Here is a 17,546-nt window from a genome sequence, read left to right as displayed (position 1 = left end):
TCGGTCAGGAGCCAAAGCCCTCGGGGGCGAGATTGCCTTCCAGGCGCACCAGGCGGTCGTCTTCGAAGAAGACCGTCAACCGGTCGGGCCGGCCACCGCCACCGGCGGCTTCGGTGTGGATGTAGTCCCAGCGATCATCCCTGAAGATGTCCTCGATGGCCGGCGTCCCCAGCACGAACTGCACCTGCCGGCGCGTCATGCCCGGCTCCAGCTCGGCGATCATCTCGTCCGTGATGATGTTGCCCTGCTGGACGGGCACCTCGTAGGCGAAGGGGATGTCGCTGTAGGAGCACCCCGTAACGGCCACGGCTGTGCCGAGGCCGAGAGAAATCATTAGCGCGCGCATCATCGGTACGATTTCAAACCCTTGTGATTGGTGTCGGCAGCATAACGCACACGGCCCGATGGATTCACTGTTCGTCGTGGGTGAATCCGGCGGTCATGCCGATTCGGCGTTGCTTACCATCTCCGTGGCGTGCTCCATGGTGGCCTGGGTCAGCTCCATGCCGCCGAGCATGCGCGCCACCTCCTGAATGCGTTCGTCACGTGCCAGAGGTGTGACCGTGGTCGCCGTCGTCTGTTCCCCGGTGCGTTTGTGCACCTGCAGGTGGTGGTGCGCCTGGGACGCCACCTGCGGCAGATGGGTGACGCAAAGCACCTGATGGTAGCGGCCCAGGGCGCGTAGCTGCCGGCCCACGACTTCCGCGACCCCCCCGCCGATACCGGAATCCGCCTCGTCGAAGATGAGCGTGGGGATGCGCGTGGTTCCGGCAGCGGCCACCTGTATGGCCAGGCTCAGCCGGGAGAGTTCGCCCCCTGAGGCGATCCGGTTGAGTGGGCCGAAGGGCTGGCCGGCGTTGGTGCGCACCTGAAAGGCGATGTCATCAAGCCCGTGCGGGGTAGGGGCGTCACTGCTCCGCGGCGTGACGTCCACGTGAAAGGCCGCCCCTGCCATGCTCAATTCGCCGAGCTGCGCCGTCACCGCTCCGGAAAGCGTGTCCGCGGCGGCCTGGCGTGCCGCGCGGAGCTGTTCGGCGATGCCCTGGTACCGTTCCCGGAGCTGGTCGTGCTGCTGCTGCAGCTCCGCCAGGCGTTCGCCGCTGTGCTCCAGGTCGTCCAGTTCGGTGCGCAGGGCCTCGTACACGTCGCCCAGCTCCTGCTCCCGGACGTTGTGCTTGCGCGCCAGGTCGCTGAGCGTGGAGATCCGTTCTTCCACCTCCGCGAGTCGGGCCGGATCCATTTCCAGGTTGTCCAGGTGCCGACGAAGGCCGTCCACGGCTTCCTCCAGTTGCGCCTGGGCGCCGGCGAGCTGCTCGTGGATGTCACTCAGGCCGGCGTCCTTGTCGAGCAGCCCTTCCACCTCGCGGACGGCCTGGCCGATGATCGACTGGGCGGATGTCTCATCCTCGTACAGTGCCTGCAGCAGCCGCTGCCCGGCTTCCGCAAGGGTGCCGGCGTGGGCAAGCCGCCGGTGCTCGGCGTCCAGGGATTCGAGCGCCTCCGGTGACAGGTCCAGCCCTTCCAGCTCCCGGGTCTGATAGGCCAGCAGGTCGCGGCGCGCATCCTGATCCTCGAAACCGCCGCGCAGTGCCTCCATGGCCTGCTCGCACTCCTGCATGGAGCGGTGGAGCCGCGCCGTTTCGGTGAGCAGCTCGCCGTTGCCGGCATGGTTGTCCACGATCATGCGCTGGACGTCGCGACGCATGAGCGACTGGTGCTCGTGCTGCCCGTGGATGTCCACCAGGAACTCGCCCAGTTCGCGCAGATGCTGCAGCGGTACGGGGCGCCCGTTGATGAATGCACGGGAGCGGCCGCTGGCCTGGATGACGCGGCGGAGCATGCATTCGCCTTCGTCGTCGAGCTCCTGTTCCGTCAGCCACGCCTCGCAGTCGGCAAGCCCGTCGATGTCGAACGCGGCGATGATCTCGGCGCGTTCCGCACCGGGTCGCACGGTTTCGGCCGATGCGCGGTCGCCCAGGGCGAGCCCGAGCGCGTCAAGAAGGATGGACTTGCCCGCGCCGGTCTCTCCGGTGAGGGTCGTCATGCCGGAGGCGAAGTCCAGCTCCAGCTCGTCGACAATGGCGAAGTCACGGATGTGCAGATGGTTCAGCATCGGTATGCATTCCCGGCAGAGCGGCCTGCCTGCGCCGCGGGCGAGCGGGCGCAGGCATGGCAGCGAAGTTGTCGCCGGGCCTGTCCCTGATCGTGCCCGGCGGTATCCCAAGCCGCAGTGTAACGGAGCTTGTGCGTCCAGTTCACGTAATTGACTTGGGCTGGTGCCATTGGTAGCTTCATTCTTAGCACTCGCGCGGGCGAGTGCTAACCGAGTCGGAGCAGGTCGCTCCTCCGGTACGTCCGTTGTATCGGTGTTCGATCCAGGCACCACCCATTCCCTTGACTCAGGCGGTTCCGGAGGGCGTCAGATGCGGGCTCCCTCGGATCGATGGGTGGCGTGCCCGGGCAACCGCCTATTGGTCGGGTGAGACGATGAGCAGGAACACCTCGGATTCAGAACTCAACGAGCGCGCTCAGCACCTCCTGAAAGTCATGGTCAAGCGCTACATCCGTGATGGTTCCCCGCTCGGGTCCAGAACGCTGACGCGGGAGGCGGGGCTGGACGTCAGCCCGGCGACCATCCGTAACGTCATGGCCGACCTGGAGGATCTGGGCTACGTGCGTTCGCCCCATACCTCCGCGGGACGCATTCCCACGGACAAGGGGTATCGTTTCTTCGTGGATACCCTGCTCGCGGTGCAGGCCATGAGCCGCCAGGCTGTCCACGAAGCAGACCTGCAGTTGCCGGAAGGGCAGAGCCCGGATGCGCTCGTGGATTCCGCCTCCAATCTGCTGTCCGGCCTCACGCGGCTGGCCGGCGTGGTCACGCTGCCGCGACACCTGGAGCGGTCTCTCCGCCACGTGGAGTTCCTGCCGCTCAGCGATCGGCGTGTGCTCGCCATTCTCGTCTTCAACGAGCAGGACGTGGAGAACCGCATCGTCCATACGGATCGCGACTACTCCCAGAGTGAACTGCAGCAGGTGACCAACTATCTGAACGCGGAGTTCGCCGGGCGTGGCGTGGACACGGTGCGGGATCAGCTGCTGCGGAGCATGGAGTCCGACAAGGAGCGGATGAACGCGTTGATGAACTCCGTGATCGAGCTCGGCGGCAAGGTGTTCAGCGATGACAGCCCCGCGGATGGCGATGATTACGTGGTGGCCGGGCAGACCAATCTCATGGAGTTCCAGGAGCTCTCCAACGTCGAGAAGCTCCGCAGCCTGTTCCAGGCGTTCACGGAGAAGCGCGACATTCTGCACCTGCTGGACCAGTCCCTGGCTGCCGACGGTGTGCAGATCTTCATCGGTGAGGAGTCGGGTTACAAGGTCTTCGACGGCTGCAGTCTGGTTACCTCACCCTATTCCGCGGAGGGCGAAGTGCTGGGCGTGCTCGGCGTCATCGGCCCCACGCGGATGGAGTACGATCGCGTCATCCCGATCGTGGACATGACGGCGAAATTGCTCGGTTCCGCCTTGAATCAATCCCATTGATCCCCATGTAGACGCTAGGGAATCGTTGCACCCGTCGGGTGCGGTGGTCTTTTGTTTCGGTTTTATCGCCCGGAGAACAAGGCGTTACGACCGGGTTGCCGTATGAAGAAACTGGAGAGAGTGCATGTCTGAGAAGGATCAGAACGCGCGGAAGGACGATCCGGACAACCAGGACAGGCAGGAGCTCGAGCCGGAGCAGGCGGGTGACGCTGAAGCGCCGGCCGGCGAGGGCGACGATCCGCGGATCCAGGAGCTGGAGCAGAAGCTCGATGACGCCGAGGCGCGGGCCGAAGACAACTGGAGCCAGTACCTGCGGGCGCGGGCGGAGATCGAGAACACGCGCCGGCGCCTGGAGAAGGATGTCGAGCAGGCAAAGCGTCAGGGGCTGGAGAAGCTGGCCGCCGAGCTGCTGCCGGTCAAGGACAGCCTGGAGATGGGGCTGGCCGCCGCGCAGGAGGCCAACGCCGACGTGGCCAAGCTGGCGGAGGGTAGCGAGCTGACGCTGAAGATGCTCAGTCAGGCCATGGAGAAGTTCCAGATCAGCGAAGTGGACCCCATGGGGCAGAAGTTCGACCCCGAGCGCCACGAAGCCATGGCCATGCAGCCGTCGGCCGAGCACGAGCCGAATACGGTCATCCACGTGGTGCAGAAGGGCTACCTGCTGAATGACCGGCTGTTGCGTCCGGCCATGGTCATCGTGTCCAAGGACGCCCAGCAACAGCAGGGTGGCCACATCGACGAGCAGGCGTGACCGCATCGCCTTGAAAAACCGGCGGACGCCCAAATGTAAGGGATCAGCATAACGGTTTGCCGTAACGCGAGAATTGGCAGAATCTTCTGGGAGAGGAACAAATGGGTAAGATTATCGGTATCGACCTGGGCACCACGAACTCCTGCGTGGCCGTCATGGATGGCGGGCAGGCCCGAGTCATCGAGAACAGTGAAGGTGATCGCACCACGCCGTCCGTGGTGGCATTCGCCGAAGACGGAGAAATCATGGTGGGTGCGCCGGCCAAGCGCCAGGCTGTCACCAACCCCGAAAACACCCTGCACGCGGTCAAGCGTCTGATCGGCCGGCAGTTCAAGGAAGACGTGGTGCAGCGTGACGTGCGGGAAATGCCCTACCACATCGTCGAGGCCGACAACGGCGACGCCTGGGTTTCGGTGCGCGACAAGAAGATGGCGCCGCCGGAGATCTCCGCCCGTGTGCTGCAGAAGATGAAGCAGACGGCGGAGGACTACCTGGGCGAGGAGGTCACCGAAGCGGTGATCACCGTGCCGGCCTACTTCAACGACAACCAGCGTCAGGCCACCAAGGACGCCGGCAAGATCGCCGGGCTCGAGGTCAAGCGCATCATCAACGAGCCCACGGCCGCCGCTCTGGCCTACGGCCTGGACAAGAAGGGCGGTGATCGCAAGGTCGCGGTCTACGACCTGGGTGGTGGTACCTTCGACATCTCCATCATCGAGATTGCCGAAGTGGATGGTGAGCACCAGTTCGAAGTGCTGGCCACCAACGGTGACACGTTCCTGGGTGGTGAAGACTTCGACCGCGCCGTCATCGATTACCTGATCGCCGAGTTCAAGAAGGATCAGGGCATCGACCTGAGCAGCGACCGGCTCGCCGTGCAGCGCCTCAAGGAGGCTGCGGAGAAGGCGAAGATCGAGCTGTCCTCCGGTCAGCAGACGGAAGTCAACCTGCCGTACATCACGGCCGACCAGAACGGTCCCAAGCACCTGGCGGTGAAGCTGACCCGGGCCAAGTTCGAGTCCATGGTGGACGACCTGGTCAAGCGCACCATCGAGCCGTGCAAGACCGCGCTGAAGGATGCCGGGCTGAGTGGCTCCGAGGTTGACGAAGTCATTCTCGTCGGCGGTCAGACCCGCATGCCGAAGGTTCAGGAAGCGGTGAAGGACTTCTTCGGCAAGGATCCGCGCAAGGACGTGAACCCGGACGAGGCGGTGGCCGTGGGCGCCGCGATCCAGGGCGGCGTGCTTGGCGGCGACGTCAAGGACGTGCTCCTGCTGGACGTCACGCCCCTGTCCCTGGGGATCGAGACCATGGGCGGCGTGATGACCAAGCTGATCGAGAAGAACACCACGATCCCGACCAAGGCGAGCCAGGTGTTCTCCACTGCCGAGGACAACCAGACGGCCGTGACCGTCCACGTCCTGCAGGGCGAGCGCGAGATGGCCAGCGGCAACAAGTCCCTGGGCCGGTTCGACCTGTCGGACATTCCGCCGGCGCCGCGGGGCGTGCCGCAGATCGAGGTCAACTTCGACATCGACGCCAACGGCATCCTCAACGTGTCCGCCAAGGACAAGGCCACCGGCAAGGAGCAGTCCATCGTCATCAAGGCCTCCAGTGGCCTGAGCGACGACGAGATCGAGCGCATGGTGCAGGACGCCGAGGCGAACGCCGAGGAAGACCGCAAGATGCGTGAACTCGTCGAGGCCCGCAACCAGGGTGAAAACCTCATCCACGCCACGCGCAAGTCGCTGGACGAGATGGGCGACAACATCTCCGCCGAAGAGAAGCAGGAGATCGAGACGGCCATCAGCGAGCTGGAAGAGGCCAACAAGGGCGAGGACAAGGACGAAATCGAAGCCAAGACCCAGAAGCTGGGTGAGGCCTCCGGCAAGCTGGCCGAGAAGATGTACAGCCAGCAGGCCGAAGGTGCCGCCGATGCAGGTGCTGACGCCCAGGGTCAGGGCGAATCGGACGACGTGGTCGACGCGGAGTTCGAGGAAGTCAAGGAAGACGACGACAAGAAGTGATCGGCCCGCCTTACGGGGCTCACGGACGGGCGCGGGGTTTCCCCGCGCCCGTTCTGCGTGGCGGCAACGTCACAGCACGGCTGAACGGATCAGAGACCGCCGAACCAAGCAGGGGACGATGCGATCATGGCGCAGCGTGATTACTACGAGATACTGGGGCTGCAGAAGAACGCCTCGGATGACGAGATCAAGAAGGCGTATCGAAAACTCGCCATGAAATACCATCCGGACCGGAATCCGGATGACGAGGACGCAGAGGTCCGCTTCAAGGAAGTCAAGGAAGCCTACGAAGTCCTGGCCGATCCGCAGAAGCGCGCCGCGTACGACCAGTTCGGTCACGCCGGTGTCGATGGCGGCATGGGTGGCGGTGCCCGCGGCGGTGGCGGTGCCAGCTTCTCCGATATCTTCTCCGATGTCTTCGGTGACATCTTTGGTGGTGGCGGCGGACGCGGCGGGCGCATGTTCCGTGGCGCCGACCTGCGCTACAACCTGGAGCTGTCGCTGGAGGAGGCCGTCTTCGGCAAGGAGGCGACCCTCAACATCCCCACGTGGTCGACCTGCGGCGCCTGTGACGGCAAGGGTCAGGCCGACGGCAAGGCACCCGAGACCTGTCCGACCTGCCAGGGCCATGGTGACGTGCGCGTCCAGCAGGGCTTCTTCTCGGTGCAGCAGACCTGCCCGCGCTGTGGCGGCACCGGTGCGATTGTCACCGACCCCTGCGGCTCCTGTGGCGGTGATGGCCGGATCGAGGAGACCAAGGAACTCAACGTCAAGATCCCGGCTGGCGTGGACACGGGCGACCGTATCCGCCTCTCCGGCGAGGGCGAGCCGGGCGAGCGCGGGGGGCCGCCTGGTGATCTCTACGTACAGGTCATGGTCCGGGAGCACCCGATTTTCACCCGCGATGGTGCCCACCTTCGCTGCACCGTGCCCATCAACGTGGTGACTGCGGCACTCGGCGGGGAGCTGGAAGTCCCCACCCTGGAAGGCCGGGTGAACCTGCGCATTCCCCCGGGAACGCAGACCGGCAAGACCTTCAAGATCCGTGGCAAGGGCGTCAAGCCCGTGCGCGGGGGCGCTCAGGGCGATCTGTTGTGCCGCGTGCAGGTGGAGACGCCGGTCAACCTCACCCGGGAACAGAAGGAGCTGCTGCAGCGTTTCGGCGAGACCCTCGATGCCGGCGGCAGAAAGCACAACCCCGAGGGCAGCTCCTGGCTCGACAAGGCCAGGCGTTTCTTCGATGAATTGAAGTTCTGAACGGCACACGATCAGGGAGTCGCCGAACATGGCCATTCGCATCGGAATCTGTGGCGCCGGCGGGCGCATGGGTCGCAACCTCATTGCGGCGACGCGGGAGCAGGAGGAGCTGGTGCTGGCTGCCGCTCTGGAGCGGCCGGGCTCCTCCCTGATCGGGGTCGACGCCGGTGAACTCGCGGGCGAAGGGGCAATTGGCGTGACCGTGACTGACGATCTCCCGGCAGTGCTGCCGCAGCTGGATGTGGTCATCGATTTCACGCTCCCGGATGCCACCGTCGCCAACGTCCAGGCGTGTGCCGAGGCTGGCGTGGCCATGGTGATCGGCACCACCGGCCTTGACGACGAACAGAAACGGCACCTGCGGGACGCATCAGCGCGTATCCCCGTGGTCCACGCCGCCAATTACAGCGTCGGCGTCACCCTGACGCTCAGCCTCCTTGCCACGGCCGCCCGGGCCCTGGGTGACGACTATGACGTGGAGGTGGTGGAGGCGCACCACCGCTACAAGATCGATGCGCCGTCCGGCACCGCCCTGCGGATGGGGGAGGTGGTCGCGGAGGCCCTCGGTCGCGATCTTCGTGATTGCGCCGTGTATGGCCGGGAAGGACAGACCGGTCAGCGGGACAGCAAGACCATCGGCTTCGAGACGATCCGTGGCGGGGATGTGGTCGGTGACCACACCGTGATGTTCCTGGGGCTGGGGGAGCGCATGGAGATCTCCCACCGTGCCAGCAGTCGCATGACGTTTGCCCGCGGTGCTGTCCGCAGTGCCACCTGGGTGCGCGAACAGGCGCCGGGCCTCTACGACATGGAAGACGTCCTCGGGCTGCGTTCCGGCTGACTACCGCTCCAGCGCCGCCTTGATCATGGCAGTGCAGAGCAGGGCGGCCCCCGCGAGCTGCATGGCGCTGAGCCGTTCGTCGAACAATGCCCAGCCAAGCGTTGCCGCGGTCAGGGGTTCCGCGACGATCAGCACGCCGGTGATGGCGGCCGGCGTGCGGCCGACACCGCTGTAGAAAAGACTGTAGGCAACCACGGTCGGCACCAGCACCAGAAACGCCACCATCCAGGCGCTGTGGAATGCCGCGACAAGCCCCTGCGGGACTGCCAGGACGACCGGCGACAGTGCGACCGCACCCACGGTGAAGAACGCGGCCGTGACCGCCAGCGGTGGCACGGTGTCGCCCAGGGCCCGGCCGGTGAGCGCGATGCCGGAGAAGGCGAGGCTGGCCATGAGACCGAGTGCCGCACCGAGTGCGAGCTGCGAGACGGGGGCGCTGGTCTCCGGAGTCCCCACCAGGAGTAGCGTCCCGGCCGAGGCCGCAATGATGCCCACCCACGGGATGGGCCGCTCCCGTTCACCCAGCACCACCCTCGCCAGCAGCGCCACCAGGACGGGGACGGGGCACAGCGCCGTGAGTGTGGCCAGCGTGACACCGGAGACCGCCACGGCCTGGAAGTAGAAGGTCTGATAGAGGGCGATGCAGATGCCGCCAATCAGGACCGTGCCCGCGCGCGACCACAGGTCCTGCCAGTGCCGACGCAGCGCCGGGGCCGCGACAAGAAGCAGGAGCGGGGCCGCCAGGGCGATACGCAGGAGCGCAACCGCCATGGGCGAAGTGTCCGTGCCGTCGTAGAGGAACTGCGATGCCGGCCCCGCGGTGCCCCAGAGTATGGCACCGGTGAAGACCAGCAACAGTCCGACGACGGCGGTGTTGTCCCTTGTCTGGGTCAATGGTCGCTCGCGTGCTTGCGGGATCAAAAAACCCGGCGCTGAGGCCGGGTTTTTCTCGTCGTGGCGGCGTTTTACCCGCCGTGCTTGGCCTTGGCTTCCTGGCGCCGCCGGTGCAGGACCGGCTCGGTGTAGCCGCTGGGCTGCTCACGGCCCTTGAACACCAGATCGCAGGCGGCCTGGAAGGCGACGCTGTCTTCGAAGTTGGGTGCCATGTTGCGGTAGCTCGGGTCGCCGGCGTTCTGCCGGTCCACCACTTCGGCCATGCGCTTCATGGTCTCCATGACCTGACTTTCCGAGGCGATGCCGTGATGGAGCCAGTTGGCGATGTGCTGGCTGGAGATGCGCAGCGTCGCCCGGTCTTCCATCAGACCCACGTCGTTGATGTCCGGCACCTTGGAGCAGCCGACGCCGTGGTCGATCCACCGCACCACGTAGCCGAGAATGCCCTGGGCGTTGTTGTCCAGCTCCTGCTGGATCTCCTCGGCGGACCAGGCGGGGCTGGTCTCCACCGGCACGGTCAGCAGATCGTCCAGGCTTGCCCGGCCGCGGCTCTTCAGCTCGGCCTGCACCGCGTGCACGTCCACCTGGTGGTAGTGGGTGGCGTGCAGGGTGGCGGCCGTGGGCGAGGGCACCCAGGCGGTGTTGGCGCCGGCCTTCGGATGGCCGATCTTGGCCTCCATCATCTCCTGCATGCGGTCGGGCTTGGGCCACATGCCCTTGCCGATCTGCGCGTGGCCCTTGAGGCCGCACTCCAGCCCGACATCCACGTTCCAGTCCTCGTAGGCCTTGATCCAGGGCTCACCCTTGATGTCGTCCTTGCGCTTGAACGGGCCCATCTCCATGGAGGTGTGGATCTCGTCACCGGTGCGATCCAGAAAGCCGGTGTTGATGAAGATGATCCGGTCACTGGCCTGGCGCAGGCACTCCTTGAGGTTGACCGTGGTCCGGCGCTCTTCGTCCATGACACCGATCTTCAGGGTGCTGCGCTTGAGACCGTAGGCGTCTTCCACCCGGTTCAGGATCTCGCAGGCAAAGGCCACTTCCTCGGGGCCGTGCATCTTCGGCTTGACGATGTACATGCTGCCGGCGCGGGAGTTGGTGTGCCTGCCCAGGCCCTTGAGGTCGTGGAGAAAGCCGAGCGAGGTCATCACCGCATCGAGCATGCCTTCCGGCACTTCGTTGCCGTTGGCGTCCAGCACGGCCGGATTGGTCATCAGGTGGCCGACATTGCGGACCAGCATCAGTGCGCGGCCGTGCAGCTTCAGGGCACCGCCGTCCGGCGTGGTGTATTCACGGTCGTCATGGAGCTTGCGGGTGAACTGCTTGCCGCCTTTCTCCATGGTCTCTTCCAGGTCGCCACGCATGAGGCCGAGCCAGTTGCGGTAGACCAGGGTCTTGTCTTCGCCGTCCACGGCTGCCACGGAGTCTTCACAGTCCATGATGGCGGTCATGGCGGACTCGATCACCACATCCTTGACGCCGGCGGCGTGGTCCTTGCCGATGGGGTCATTGGCGTCGATCTGGATCTCCAGGTGCAGGCCGTTCCGGCGCAGCAGCACTGCGGTCGGCGCGGCGGCATCACCCTGGTAGCCGGCGAACTGGGCGGGATCCTGCAGACCGGTTTCCCCCGTGCTGGTGGTCACCACCAGCTTGCCGTCCTTCACCGCGTAGGCGGTGGCATCGGCATGGCTGCCCTGGGCCAGCGGTGCGGCGTTGTCCACCACCGCGGCGGCGTGGCGCACCACCTCTGCACCCCGTTTCGGGTTGTAGCTCGTGCCTTTCTCCTTGCCGCCATCTTCCGGAATGATGTCGGTGCCGTAGAAGGCGTCATAGAGGCTGCCCCAGCGGGCGTTGCCGGCGTTCAGGGCGAAGCGGGCGTTGCTGATGGGCACCACCAGCTGGGGGCCGGCGATCTCGCCGATCTCCGGGTCCACGTTCCCGGTGGTGACCTTGAAGTCATCGCCTTCCGGAAGCAGGTAGCCGATGTCCTGGAGGAACTGCTTGTAGGCAGCGTGATCGTGGGCCTGCCCCTTGCGCTCCTTGTACCAGCTGTCGAGCTGTTCCTGGAGGCGGTCGCGCTTCTCCAGCAGCTCCCGATTGCGCGGGCCGAGTTCGTTGACCAGCGATTCCAGGGTGGTCCATACCGTGGCGGGCGTAACACCCGTGCCGCTGGTCAGCTCGTTGGCCACCAGTTCATGCAGTTCCTTTGCAACCTGAAGACCTCCCTCCTGCACTCGTTCGGTCATGTTCTGACTCCTCGTACCCGTGATGGTGCTTGCGGCTGTGCCGCGATCAAGCCGCCGCAGTGTCTGGACCGGCTGACGGAAAAGGCGCATAGGATAACGCATCGGCCGCCATGATTCATGTCTGCACAGTGATCTGTGCCCCCGATTCAACAGCGCCGCCACCGGGCAGGGGGCGTTGGCAAAGGCGCTGTTGTTTTATACAGTATCCTCGCTGGGCACCAAACCGGGATGCGAGGAAAACGCAATGGCCACAACCGCACGCGCCGTGGAAGCCACCGAAGATCCCGTGCAGGGACTGACCGGGCGCCTGCAGCGCAAGTATGGCGGTCGGATCACCGGTCAGCTGGTGGTGCCGGCACGATCAGCACGCCATGCGGAGATGCCCGACGGGCTGGATCCGCGGCTGCGGAGCGCCCTGGCGGCGCGCGGCATCAACCGGCTCTACACGCATCAGCGGGAGGCGTGGGACAGCATCCGCGCCGGGCAGCATACCGTGGTGGTCACCCCCACCGCCTCGGGCAAGACCCTGTGTTACAACCTGCCGGTCCTGCAGACTGCACTGAGCGACGGCGGCAAGGCGCTGTACCTGTTCCCCACCAAGGCGTTGTCCCAGGATCAGGTGGCCGAGCTCACCGAGCTCAACCAGGCCGGCGAGCTCGGCGTTCGCGCCTACACCTTCGACGGCGACACCCCTGGCGATGCCCGCAAGGCCGTGCGCACCCGCGGCGACATCGTGGTCACCAACCCGGACATGCTGCACAAGGGCGTGCTGCCCCACCACACCAAGTGGGCGCAGTTTTTCGAGCGCCTGCGCTATGTGGTCATCGACGAGACCCACACCTACCGCGGTGTGTTCGGCTCGCACATGGCCAACGTCATGCGCCGCCTGCGCCGGGTGTGCCGCTTCTATGGCGCCGATCCGGTGTTCGTGCTGTCGTCGGCCACCATCGCCAATCCGGCGGAGCTGGCGCAGGGGCTGGTCGGGGACGCCGTCCATGCGATCACCGACAGCGGTGCCCCGGCGGGCGAAAAGCAGCTCCTGTTGTGGAATCCGCCGGTCATCAACCCCGACCTCGGCATCCGGGCCTCCAGCCGCTCCCAGAGTACGCGTATCACGCGCATGGCCGTGCGGGCCGGGCTGAAGTCCATCGTGTTCGCCCGCAGCCGGCTGATGGTGGAGGTGATCACCAAGTACCTGAAAGACGTCTTCGATAGCGATCCACGCAAGCCAACCCGCGTGGCGGCCTACCGCGGTGGCTATCTCCCCGGTGAGCGGCGCGATACCGAAAAGGCTTTGCGCGCCGGCAACGTGGATTGCGTGGTGGCCACCTCGGCGCTGGAGCTGGGGGTGGACATCGGCTCCCTGGATGTCTGCGTGCTGGACGGCTACCCGGGCACCATCGCCGCCACCTGGCAGCGGCTGGGGCGGGCCGGGCGGCGCAACCGGACCGCCCTCGGCGTGCTGGTGGCCTCCAGTCAGCCCCTGGACCAGTACATCGTGCGTAACCCGGAGTTCTTCCTGGGCGCGTCCCCCGAGCACGCCCGCATCGACCCGGACCAGTTGCTGATCCTGCTTGACCACGTCCGCTGCGCCGCCTTCGAGCTGCCTTTCCGCCAGGGGGAGCACTTCGGCGGCGAGGACCTGGACGAACTGCTGGCCTACCTGGAGGAGCAGGGCGTGCTGCACCGGGAACAGGACACCTGGCACTGGACCGAGGACAGCTATCCGGCCAACAGCGTCAGCCTGCGCTCGGTGGCCGAGGGCAATTTCGTGGTCATCGACGTCACCGACGGCGGCCAGCAGATCGTGGCCGAGGTGGACTACTCCAGCGCCGCGGAAACCCTTTACGAAGGCGCCATTTACCTTGTCCAGGCCGCCCCCTATCAGGTGGAAACCCTGGACTGGGACGGGCGCAAGGCGTGGGTGCGCCAGACCCGTGCCGACTACTACACCGATGCCATCGATTACACGCGGCTGAAGGTTCTCGAGAGCTTCGAGGCGGCCCGGGGGGTGCGCTCCGAGTGTGCCAACGGTGAGGTGCACCTGGTACGGCGCATTCCCGGCTTCAAGAAGATCCGCTACTACACCCACGAGAACATCGGCTACGGCAACATCAACCTGCCGGACCAGGAGATGCACACCACCGCCGTTTGGTGGGAGGTGCATCCGGACCAGCTCGCCCACGCCTTTCCCAGCCGGCAGGAGGCGCTGGACGGCTTTCTTGGTGCGGCGCACGCCATGCATCACGTGGCCGCCCTGCGGGTGATGTCGGAGCCCAGCGACCTTGGCCGCGCCGTGGGCGATGGCAACGCGCGCTGGTTTGCCACCGTGGGGCCGGCGGGGCGGGGCCAGATTCGCAGCTTCGATGACGGTGCGCTGAACCCGGAGGCGGAACAGCGCTTTCGTCCCGCGGTGTTCCTGTATGACAACTACCCCGGCGGCGTCGGCCTGTCGGCGCCGCTCTATGACCAGCGGCAGGCCGTGGTCGCGGACGCTCGGGAGCTGGTCGCCGCCTGCGGGTGCCAGTCCGGCTGCCCGGGCTGCGTCGGGCCGATTCTTGCCTCGGACGAAACCCGCGGCTTCTCGCCGAAACAGGCGGCGTTGCAGGTTCTGGAGCTTCTGGCCAGCGATGGATCTTAGGAAACGGCTGCGGACGTTGCAGGGGGAGGCCGGCGCGATGGCGCCGGAAGGTGCTTGCGGCAAGGCCGATCGACCGCCGGAGGGTGGCGGGCAGAAAAAGCCCGCGGTGCGCGCGCGGCTGGATCGCCTCCGTGCCGCAGCTCGCGGGGCCAATGACCGCCCCCGCGGCCACGGTGACCCGGACCGGCTTGCCGTGGCGCTGGGCGCAGAGTGCGTTGAGCCGGGCGTTGTGCGCGTGGATACCCACCTGTCTCCCGGTGCACGGCACGGCTGCACAACGCTCCCGCCGGGCGATGCTGCCGTGCGCTTTCCAGGGTGGCCCCGTGTCCTGCTGCGGGATCTCGCGTTCCTGGATACCGAAACCAGCGGCCTTGCCGGTGGTACGGGCACTGTCGCGTTCAATATCGGTGTGCTCCGCTGGGCAGACGGGGCCTGGCGCAGCCGGCAGTACCTGCTGACGGGCTTTGGCGGCGAAGCGCCCATGCTCAGGGCGCTTGCCAGCGATCTTCGCGAATGCAGGGGGCTGGTGACCTACAACGGCGGCAGCTTCGATCTGCCCCTGTTGCGTGATCGTTACCGGTTGCAGCGCCAGCCTGATCCACACCTGCCGACAGCGCACCTGGACCTGCTCCACCCGGTCAGGCGTCTGTATCGGAACCGCTGGAGTGACTGCAGGCTGGCCTCGGCGGAGGCGGCGTTGCTGGGTCTGGAGAGAGGGGATGACCTGCCCGGTGCCGAGGTGCCGGCAGTCTGGTTCGACTGGGTGCATCGTGGCCGTGGAGAGCGCTTTGGTGCGGTCTTGCAGCACAACCGGCTCGATATCCTCTCGTTGCTTGCGCTGATGCCGGCGCTGGCCGGTGCCGTGCGCGCGCCGGGGCGTTGGGGGGCGTGCCCCCTGGGCGCCGCCCGGTACTGGAGGCAGCAGGGTCAGGCTGGCCGGGCGCGGTTGCTGCTGGAGCGCGCTGAAGATCTGGATTTCAACGGGCAGCATGAGCTGGCGCGCCTGCGCCATCGCGGTGGCTGGGGCGAGGGAGCGGTCGCCCTCTGGGAGGCGCTGGCGGCACGCGGGTGTCCCCGTGCCCTGGAGCAGCTGGCCAAGTACCATGAGCACGTGCGGCACGACATGCGGACGGCGCTCGCCCTGGCGGAGCGGTTGCCGGCAAGCGTAGCCCGTGAACGACGACGTGCACGGTTGCTGAGGCGTTGCGGCGCCGAGCGCACACTGCCACTGGATCTGTGACGGCCGGCCTGGCACCCGTGGGTCCCGGTCCGTAGAATTCCGGCTTCCAGCCAGGTAATCAGAGAGTCGGACACCATGCTTGATGATGATCAGGCCCGGGTCGTTGCGCACGACGATGGCCCGGCAGCGGTGCTCGCCGGTGCGGGCTCCGGCAAGACCCGATGCACCACGGAGCGGGCCCGGCGGCGGCTGACCGAGGCAGGCATCGACGGCGAAAGCATGGTGCTGCTGACGTTCACCAACAAGGCCGCGGCGGAGATGCGCGAGCGCCTGCGCGCGCTGCTGCCGGGAGGCGTGGCGCTGCCCTGGATCGGCACATTCCACAGTTTCGGCAACCAGTTGCTGCGCCAGCACGGCAAGGCGATCGGCGTGCCACGTAACGCCACCCTCATGGATGCGGATGATGCCGGCCGGATGCTGGACGCGCTTCTGGCGAGTCCGTTTCCGGACAAGACCCGCCGGCAACAACTGATGCGGGTGCAGGACGAGGCGACGGCGCTCGGGCTCGACGTGGTGGAGGATGAGCACGTCACGGAGTTGATGGCGCTGTGTGACGCCCACGATCTGGGCAAGGCCGATGGTCGGCGTTTTCGGGAGGTCCTGCGGCGCTACGAGGCGGAAAAGCGGCGTGCCGGCGTCCTCGATTTCTCCGACCTGATCCTCCTCCCCGCGCGGCTCCTGCGCCAGGAACCGGGCATTCGCGAGCGGCTGCGGGGGCGGCTCCGGGACGTGACCGTCGACGAGGCCCAGGATACCGACGGCGGCCAGTTTCGCCTGCTGCAACTGCTGGCACCGGAGAGCCGGACCGTGATCCTGGTCGGCGACGATGACCAGGCCATCTACGAGTGGCGCCATGCGCGGCCCGAGAACATGCGTGACTTCATCGACGACTACCAGGCCACGGTCTACCGTCTGGAGCGCAATTACCGCTCCACGCCCGCGATCGTCACCGGTGGTGCGACCCTGGTGCGCAACAACACCATGCGCCTGGAGAAGAACCCCTATGCGGTGCGCGGCGCGGGGGATCACCCGCTGCGGCTGGTGGAGTACGACGACGGCGATGCCATGGCCGACGGCGTGGCCGACCGCCTGTCCGTTGCCATCATGGGCGGGCGCAAGCCGGACGACATCGCCGTGCTGTACCGCAAGAACCGGCTGGCACGGACACTGGAAGCGGCGCTGCTGCGGCGGAACATCCCCTACCGCATCAAGGCCGGTACCGATCTGCTGAGCTATGCGGACGTCCGCATGATGCTGGCGGCCGGCCGCCTGGCGGCCAACCGGCGTGATATCCGGGCGCTGTCCCGGGTGGCCGATCTGATCCCCGGTCTCGGTGCCCGCGGTGTGGCCAGGCTGACCGAGGGGGAGGGGGATCCCCTGGCCCGGGCGGCCCGGCTCGCGCCCAAGGCGTCCCAGGCGGTGGAGCGGTTGGCGAGCGGTCTGGATCAGCTCTATCGCGGCGGCCCGGGCGGGTTGCTGGACTGGGCCCAGAAGGACGGTCTGTTCCGGCACTGGCTGTGGCAGCGGGCACAGCGCTCGCTGAAGGCGGGTCGCGCGGGTGGCGCCGAGGATCTGGAGCAGGCGCTGCGGCCCGCGCTGGGGCGCATGCGCGTGATTCAGCGGGCCATGGACAAGCGTCTCGGATCCCTGGATGCCGGCACACCCCTGGAGGCCCAGTGGGCCGCCGCGCTGGAGGTGGTGGCAGCCGGCACCGACGAGGCCGACAATGAAGACGGCAAGGTGACGCTCTGCACCGTCCACGGCGCCAAGGGGCTGGAGTGGCCCGAGGTCCACCTGTTCGCCTTCTCCGAGGGGCTCATGCCCATGGAGCGTGATGGTGAGGTGGAGAACCTGGCGGAAGAGCGGCGCCTGGCCTACGTGGCGCTGACCCGCGCCCAGGACGCCGTGACCCTGCACCACGCGGATCGTCTGGACATGGGCACGGGCAACGGCGCCGAGGACCGGGCCGTGTCCCGTTTCCTGCTGGAACTGGGCAGTGACGACGCCGTGGTGCGCACGGACCGGCGCAAGGGACGACCGAAGGAACCTTCGTCGGCGCCGGCGCGGGACTGGCTGGCGGAAATGCGCAAGGCCATCAACTGA

12 protein-coding genes are annotated in these 17,546 nt (G+C 66.7%); 8 read left to right on the top strand and 4 right to left on the bottom strand.

The features are described 5' to 3' along the window. Window positions 1–4: 4 nt before the first annotated feature. Complete coding sequence (locus BMZ02_RS03265) at window positions 5–334, bottom strand: outer membrane protein assembly factor BamE (RefSeq protein WP_171909788.1); 330 nt, start codon at window positions 332–334, stop codon at window positions 5–7. A gap of 105 nt (window positions 335–439) precedes the next feature. Beyond that, window positions 440–2,113 carry a DNA repair protein RecN gene (gene recN / locus BMZ02_RS03260; protein ID WP_091639872.1) on the bottom strand — a complete coding sequence of 558 codons (1,674 nt, stop codon included), beginning with the start codon at window positions 2,111–2,113 and terminating at the stop codon, window positions 440–442. A 374-nt stretch (window positions 2,114–2,487) separates the two neighbouring features. On the opposite strand from recN, the gene hrcA reads away from it, so the two are divergent. The 5 genes from hrcA (at window position 2,488) to dapB (ending at window position 8,422) form a co-directional block, all read left to right on the top strand. Next, window positions 2,488–3,546, top strand: a complete 1,059-nt coding sequence (hrcA, locus tag BMZ02_RS03255) for a heat-inducible transcriptional repressor HrcA (RefSeq protein ID WP_091639870.1) — start codon at window positions 2,488–2,490, stop codon at window positions 3,544–3,546. Window positions 3,547–3,670: 124 nt separating this feature from the next. Then, window positions 3,671–4,297, top strand: a complete 627-nt coding sequence (gene grpE, locus BMZ02_RS03250) for a nucleotide exchange factor GrpE (RefSeq protein WP_091639869.1) — start codon at window positions 3,671–3,673, stop codon at window positions 4,295–4,297. 101 nt (window positions 4,298–4,398) lie between these two features. Continuing rightward, window positions 4,399–6,324: a molecular chaperone DnaK gene (gene dnaK / locus BMZ02_RS03245; RefSeq protein WP_091639867.1), complete on the top strand. Its 1,926-nt coding sequence runs from the start codon at window positions 4,399–4,401 to the stop codon at window positions 6,322–6,324. A gap of 126 nt (window positions 6,325–6,450) precedes the next feature. Further along, complete coding sequence (gene dnaJ, locus BMZ02_RS03240) at window positions 6,451–7,581, top strand: molecular chaperone DnaJ (protein ID WP_091639865.1); 1,131 nt, start codon at window positions 6,451–6,453, stop codon at window positions 7,579–7,581. Window positions 7,582–7,609: 28 nt separating this feature from the next. Continuing rightward, window positions 7,610–8,422 carry a 4-hydroxy-tetrahydrodipicolinate reductase gene (dapB, locus tag BMZ02_RS03235; RefSeq protein WP_091639864.1) on the top strand — a complete coding sequence of 271 codons (813 nt, stop codon included), beginning with the start codon at window positions 7,610–7,612 and terminating at the stop codon, window positions 8,420–8,422. Here the strand turns inward: dapB and BMZ02_RS03230 are convergent, their stop codons facing one another. Together BMZ02_RS03230 and BMZ02_RS03225 are read right to left on the bottom strand one after the other, a co-directional pair. After that, entirely contained in the window at window positions 8,423–9,316 is an 894-nt protein-coding gene (locus tag BMZ02_RS03230; RefSeq protein WP_171909787.1) for a DMT family transporter, read from the bottom strand. A 71-nt stretch (window positions 9,317–9,387) separates the two neighbouring features. Then, window positions 9,388–11,562 (bottom strand): malate synthase G, encoded by a 2,175-nt coding sequence (locus BMZ02_RS03225; RefSeq protein ID WP_091639861.1) that lies wholly within the window; start codon window positions 11,560–11,562, stop codon window positions 9,388–9,390. Between the two features lie 244 nt (window positions 11,563–11,806). Here BMZ02_RS03225 and BMZ02_RS03220 point away from each other — a divergent pair, with 244 nt between their 5' ends. The 3 genes from BMZ02_RS03220 (at window position 11,807) to BMZ02_RS03210 (ending at window position 17,546) form a co-directional block, all read left to right on the top strand. After that, the gene (locus BMZ02_RS03220) at window positions 11,807–14,203 is read left to right on the top strand and encodes a DEAD/DEAH box helicase (RefSeq protein ID WP_091639859.1); all 2,397 of its coding nucleotides are present in this window, start codon (window positions 11,807–11,809) and stop codon (window positions 14,201–14,203) included. Then, a complete protein-coding gene (locus BMZ02_RS03215; protein WP_091639857.1) occupies window positions 14,193–15,443 on the top strand; it encodes a ribonuclease H-like domain-containing protein in 1,251 nt (416 codons plus the stop codon). The genes BMZ02_RS03220 and BMZ02_RS03215 overlap by 11 nt, the downstream gene beginning before the upstream one ends. A 75-nt stretch (window positions 15,444–15,518) precedes the next feature. Next, window positions 15,519–17,546: an ATP-dependent helicase gene (locus tag BMZ02_RS03210; protein WP_091639856.1), complete on the top strand. Its 2,028-nt coding sequence runs from the start codon at window positions 15,519–15,521 to the stop codon at window positions 17,544–17,546.

Source organism: Aquisalimonas asiatica (genome assembly GCF_900110585.1).
Lineage (GTDB): Bacteria > Pseudomonadota > Gammaproteobacteria > Nitrococcales > Aquisalimonadaceae > Aquisalimonas > Aquisalimonas asiatica.
This window is presented reverse-complemented; position numbering and strand designations above follow the sequence as displayed.

What these genes read in the sequence shown, in the direction of transcription:
- BMZ02_RS03225 (WP_091639861.1), bottom strand. Translation starts at nt 11,562, where the DNA reads ATGACCGAACGAGTGCAGGAGGGAGGTCTTCAGGTTGCAAAGGAACTG.
- hrcA (WP_091639870.1), top strand. Translation starts at nt 2,488, where the DNA reads ATGAGCAGGAACACCTCGGATTCAGAACTCAACGAGCGCGCTCAGCAC.
- dnaJ (WP_091639865.1), top strand. Translation starts at nt 6,451, where the DNA reads ATGGCGCAGCGTGATTACTACGAGATACTGGGGCTGCAGAAGAACGCC.
- BMZ02_RS03220 (WP_091639859.1), top strand. Translation starts at nt 11,807, where the DNA reads ATGGCCACAACCGCACGCGCCGTGGAAGCCACCGAAGATCCCGTGCAG.
- grpE (WP_091639869.1), top strand. Translation starts at nt 3,671, where the DNA reads ATGTCTGAGAAGGATCAGAACGCGCGGAAGGACGATCCGGACAACCAG.
- dnaK (WP_091639867.1), top strand. Translation starts at nt 4,399, where the DNA reads ATGGGTAAGATTATCGGTATCGACCTGGGCACCACGAACTCCTGCGTG.
- BMZ02_RS03265 (WP_171909788.1), bottom strand. Translation starts at nt 334, where the DNA reads ATGATTTCTCTCGGCCTCGGCACAGCCGTGGCCGTTACGGGGTGCTCC.
- recN (WP_091639872.1), bottom strand. Translation starts at nt 2,113, where the DNA reads ATGCTGAACCATCTGCACATCCGTGACTTCGCCATTGTCGACGAGCTG.
- BMZ02_RS03210 (WP_091639856.1), top strand. Translation starts at nt 15,519, where the DNA reads ATGCTTGATGATGATCAGGCCCGGGTCGTTGCGCACGACGATGGCCCG.
- BMZ02_RS03215 (WP_091639857.1), top strand. Translation starts at nt 14,193, where the DNA reads ATGGATCTTAGGAAACGGCTGCGGACGTTGCAGGGGGAGGCCGGCGCG.
- dapB (WP_091639864.1), top strand. Translation starts at nt 7,610, where the DNA reads ATGGCCATTCGCATCGGAATCTGTGGCGCCGGCGGGCGCATGGGTCGC.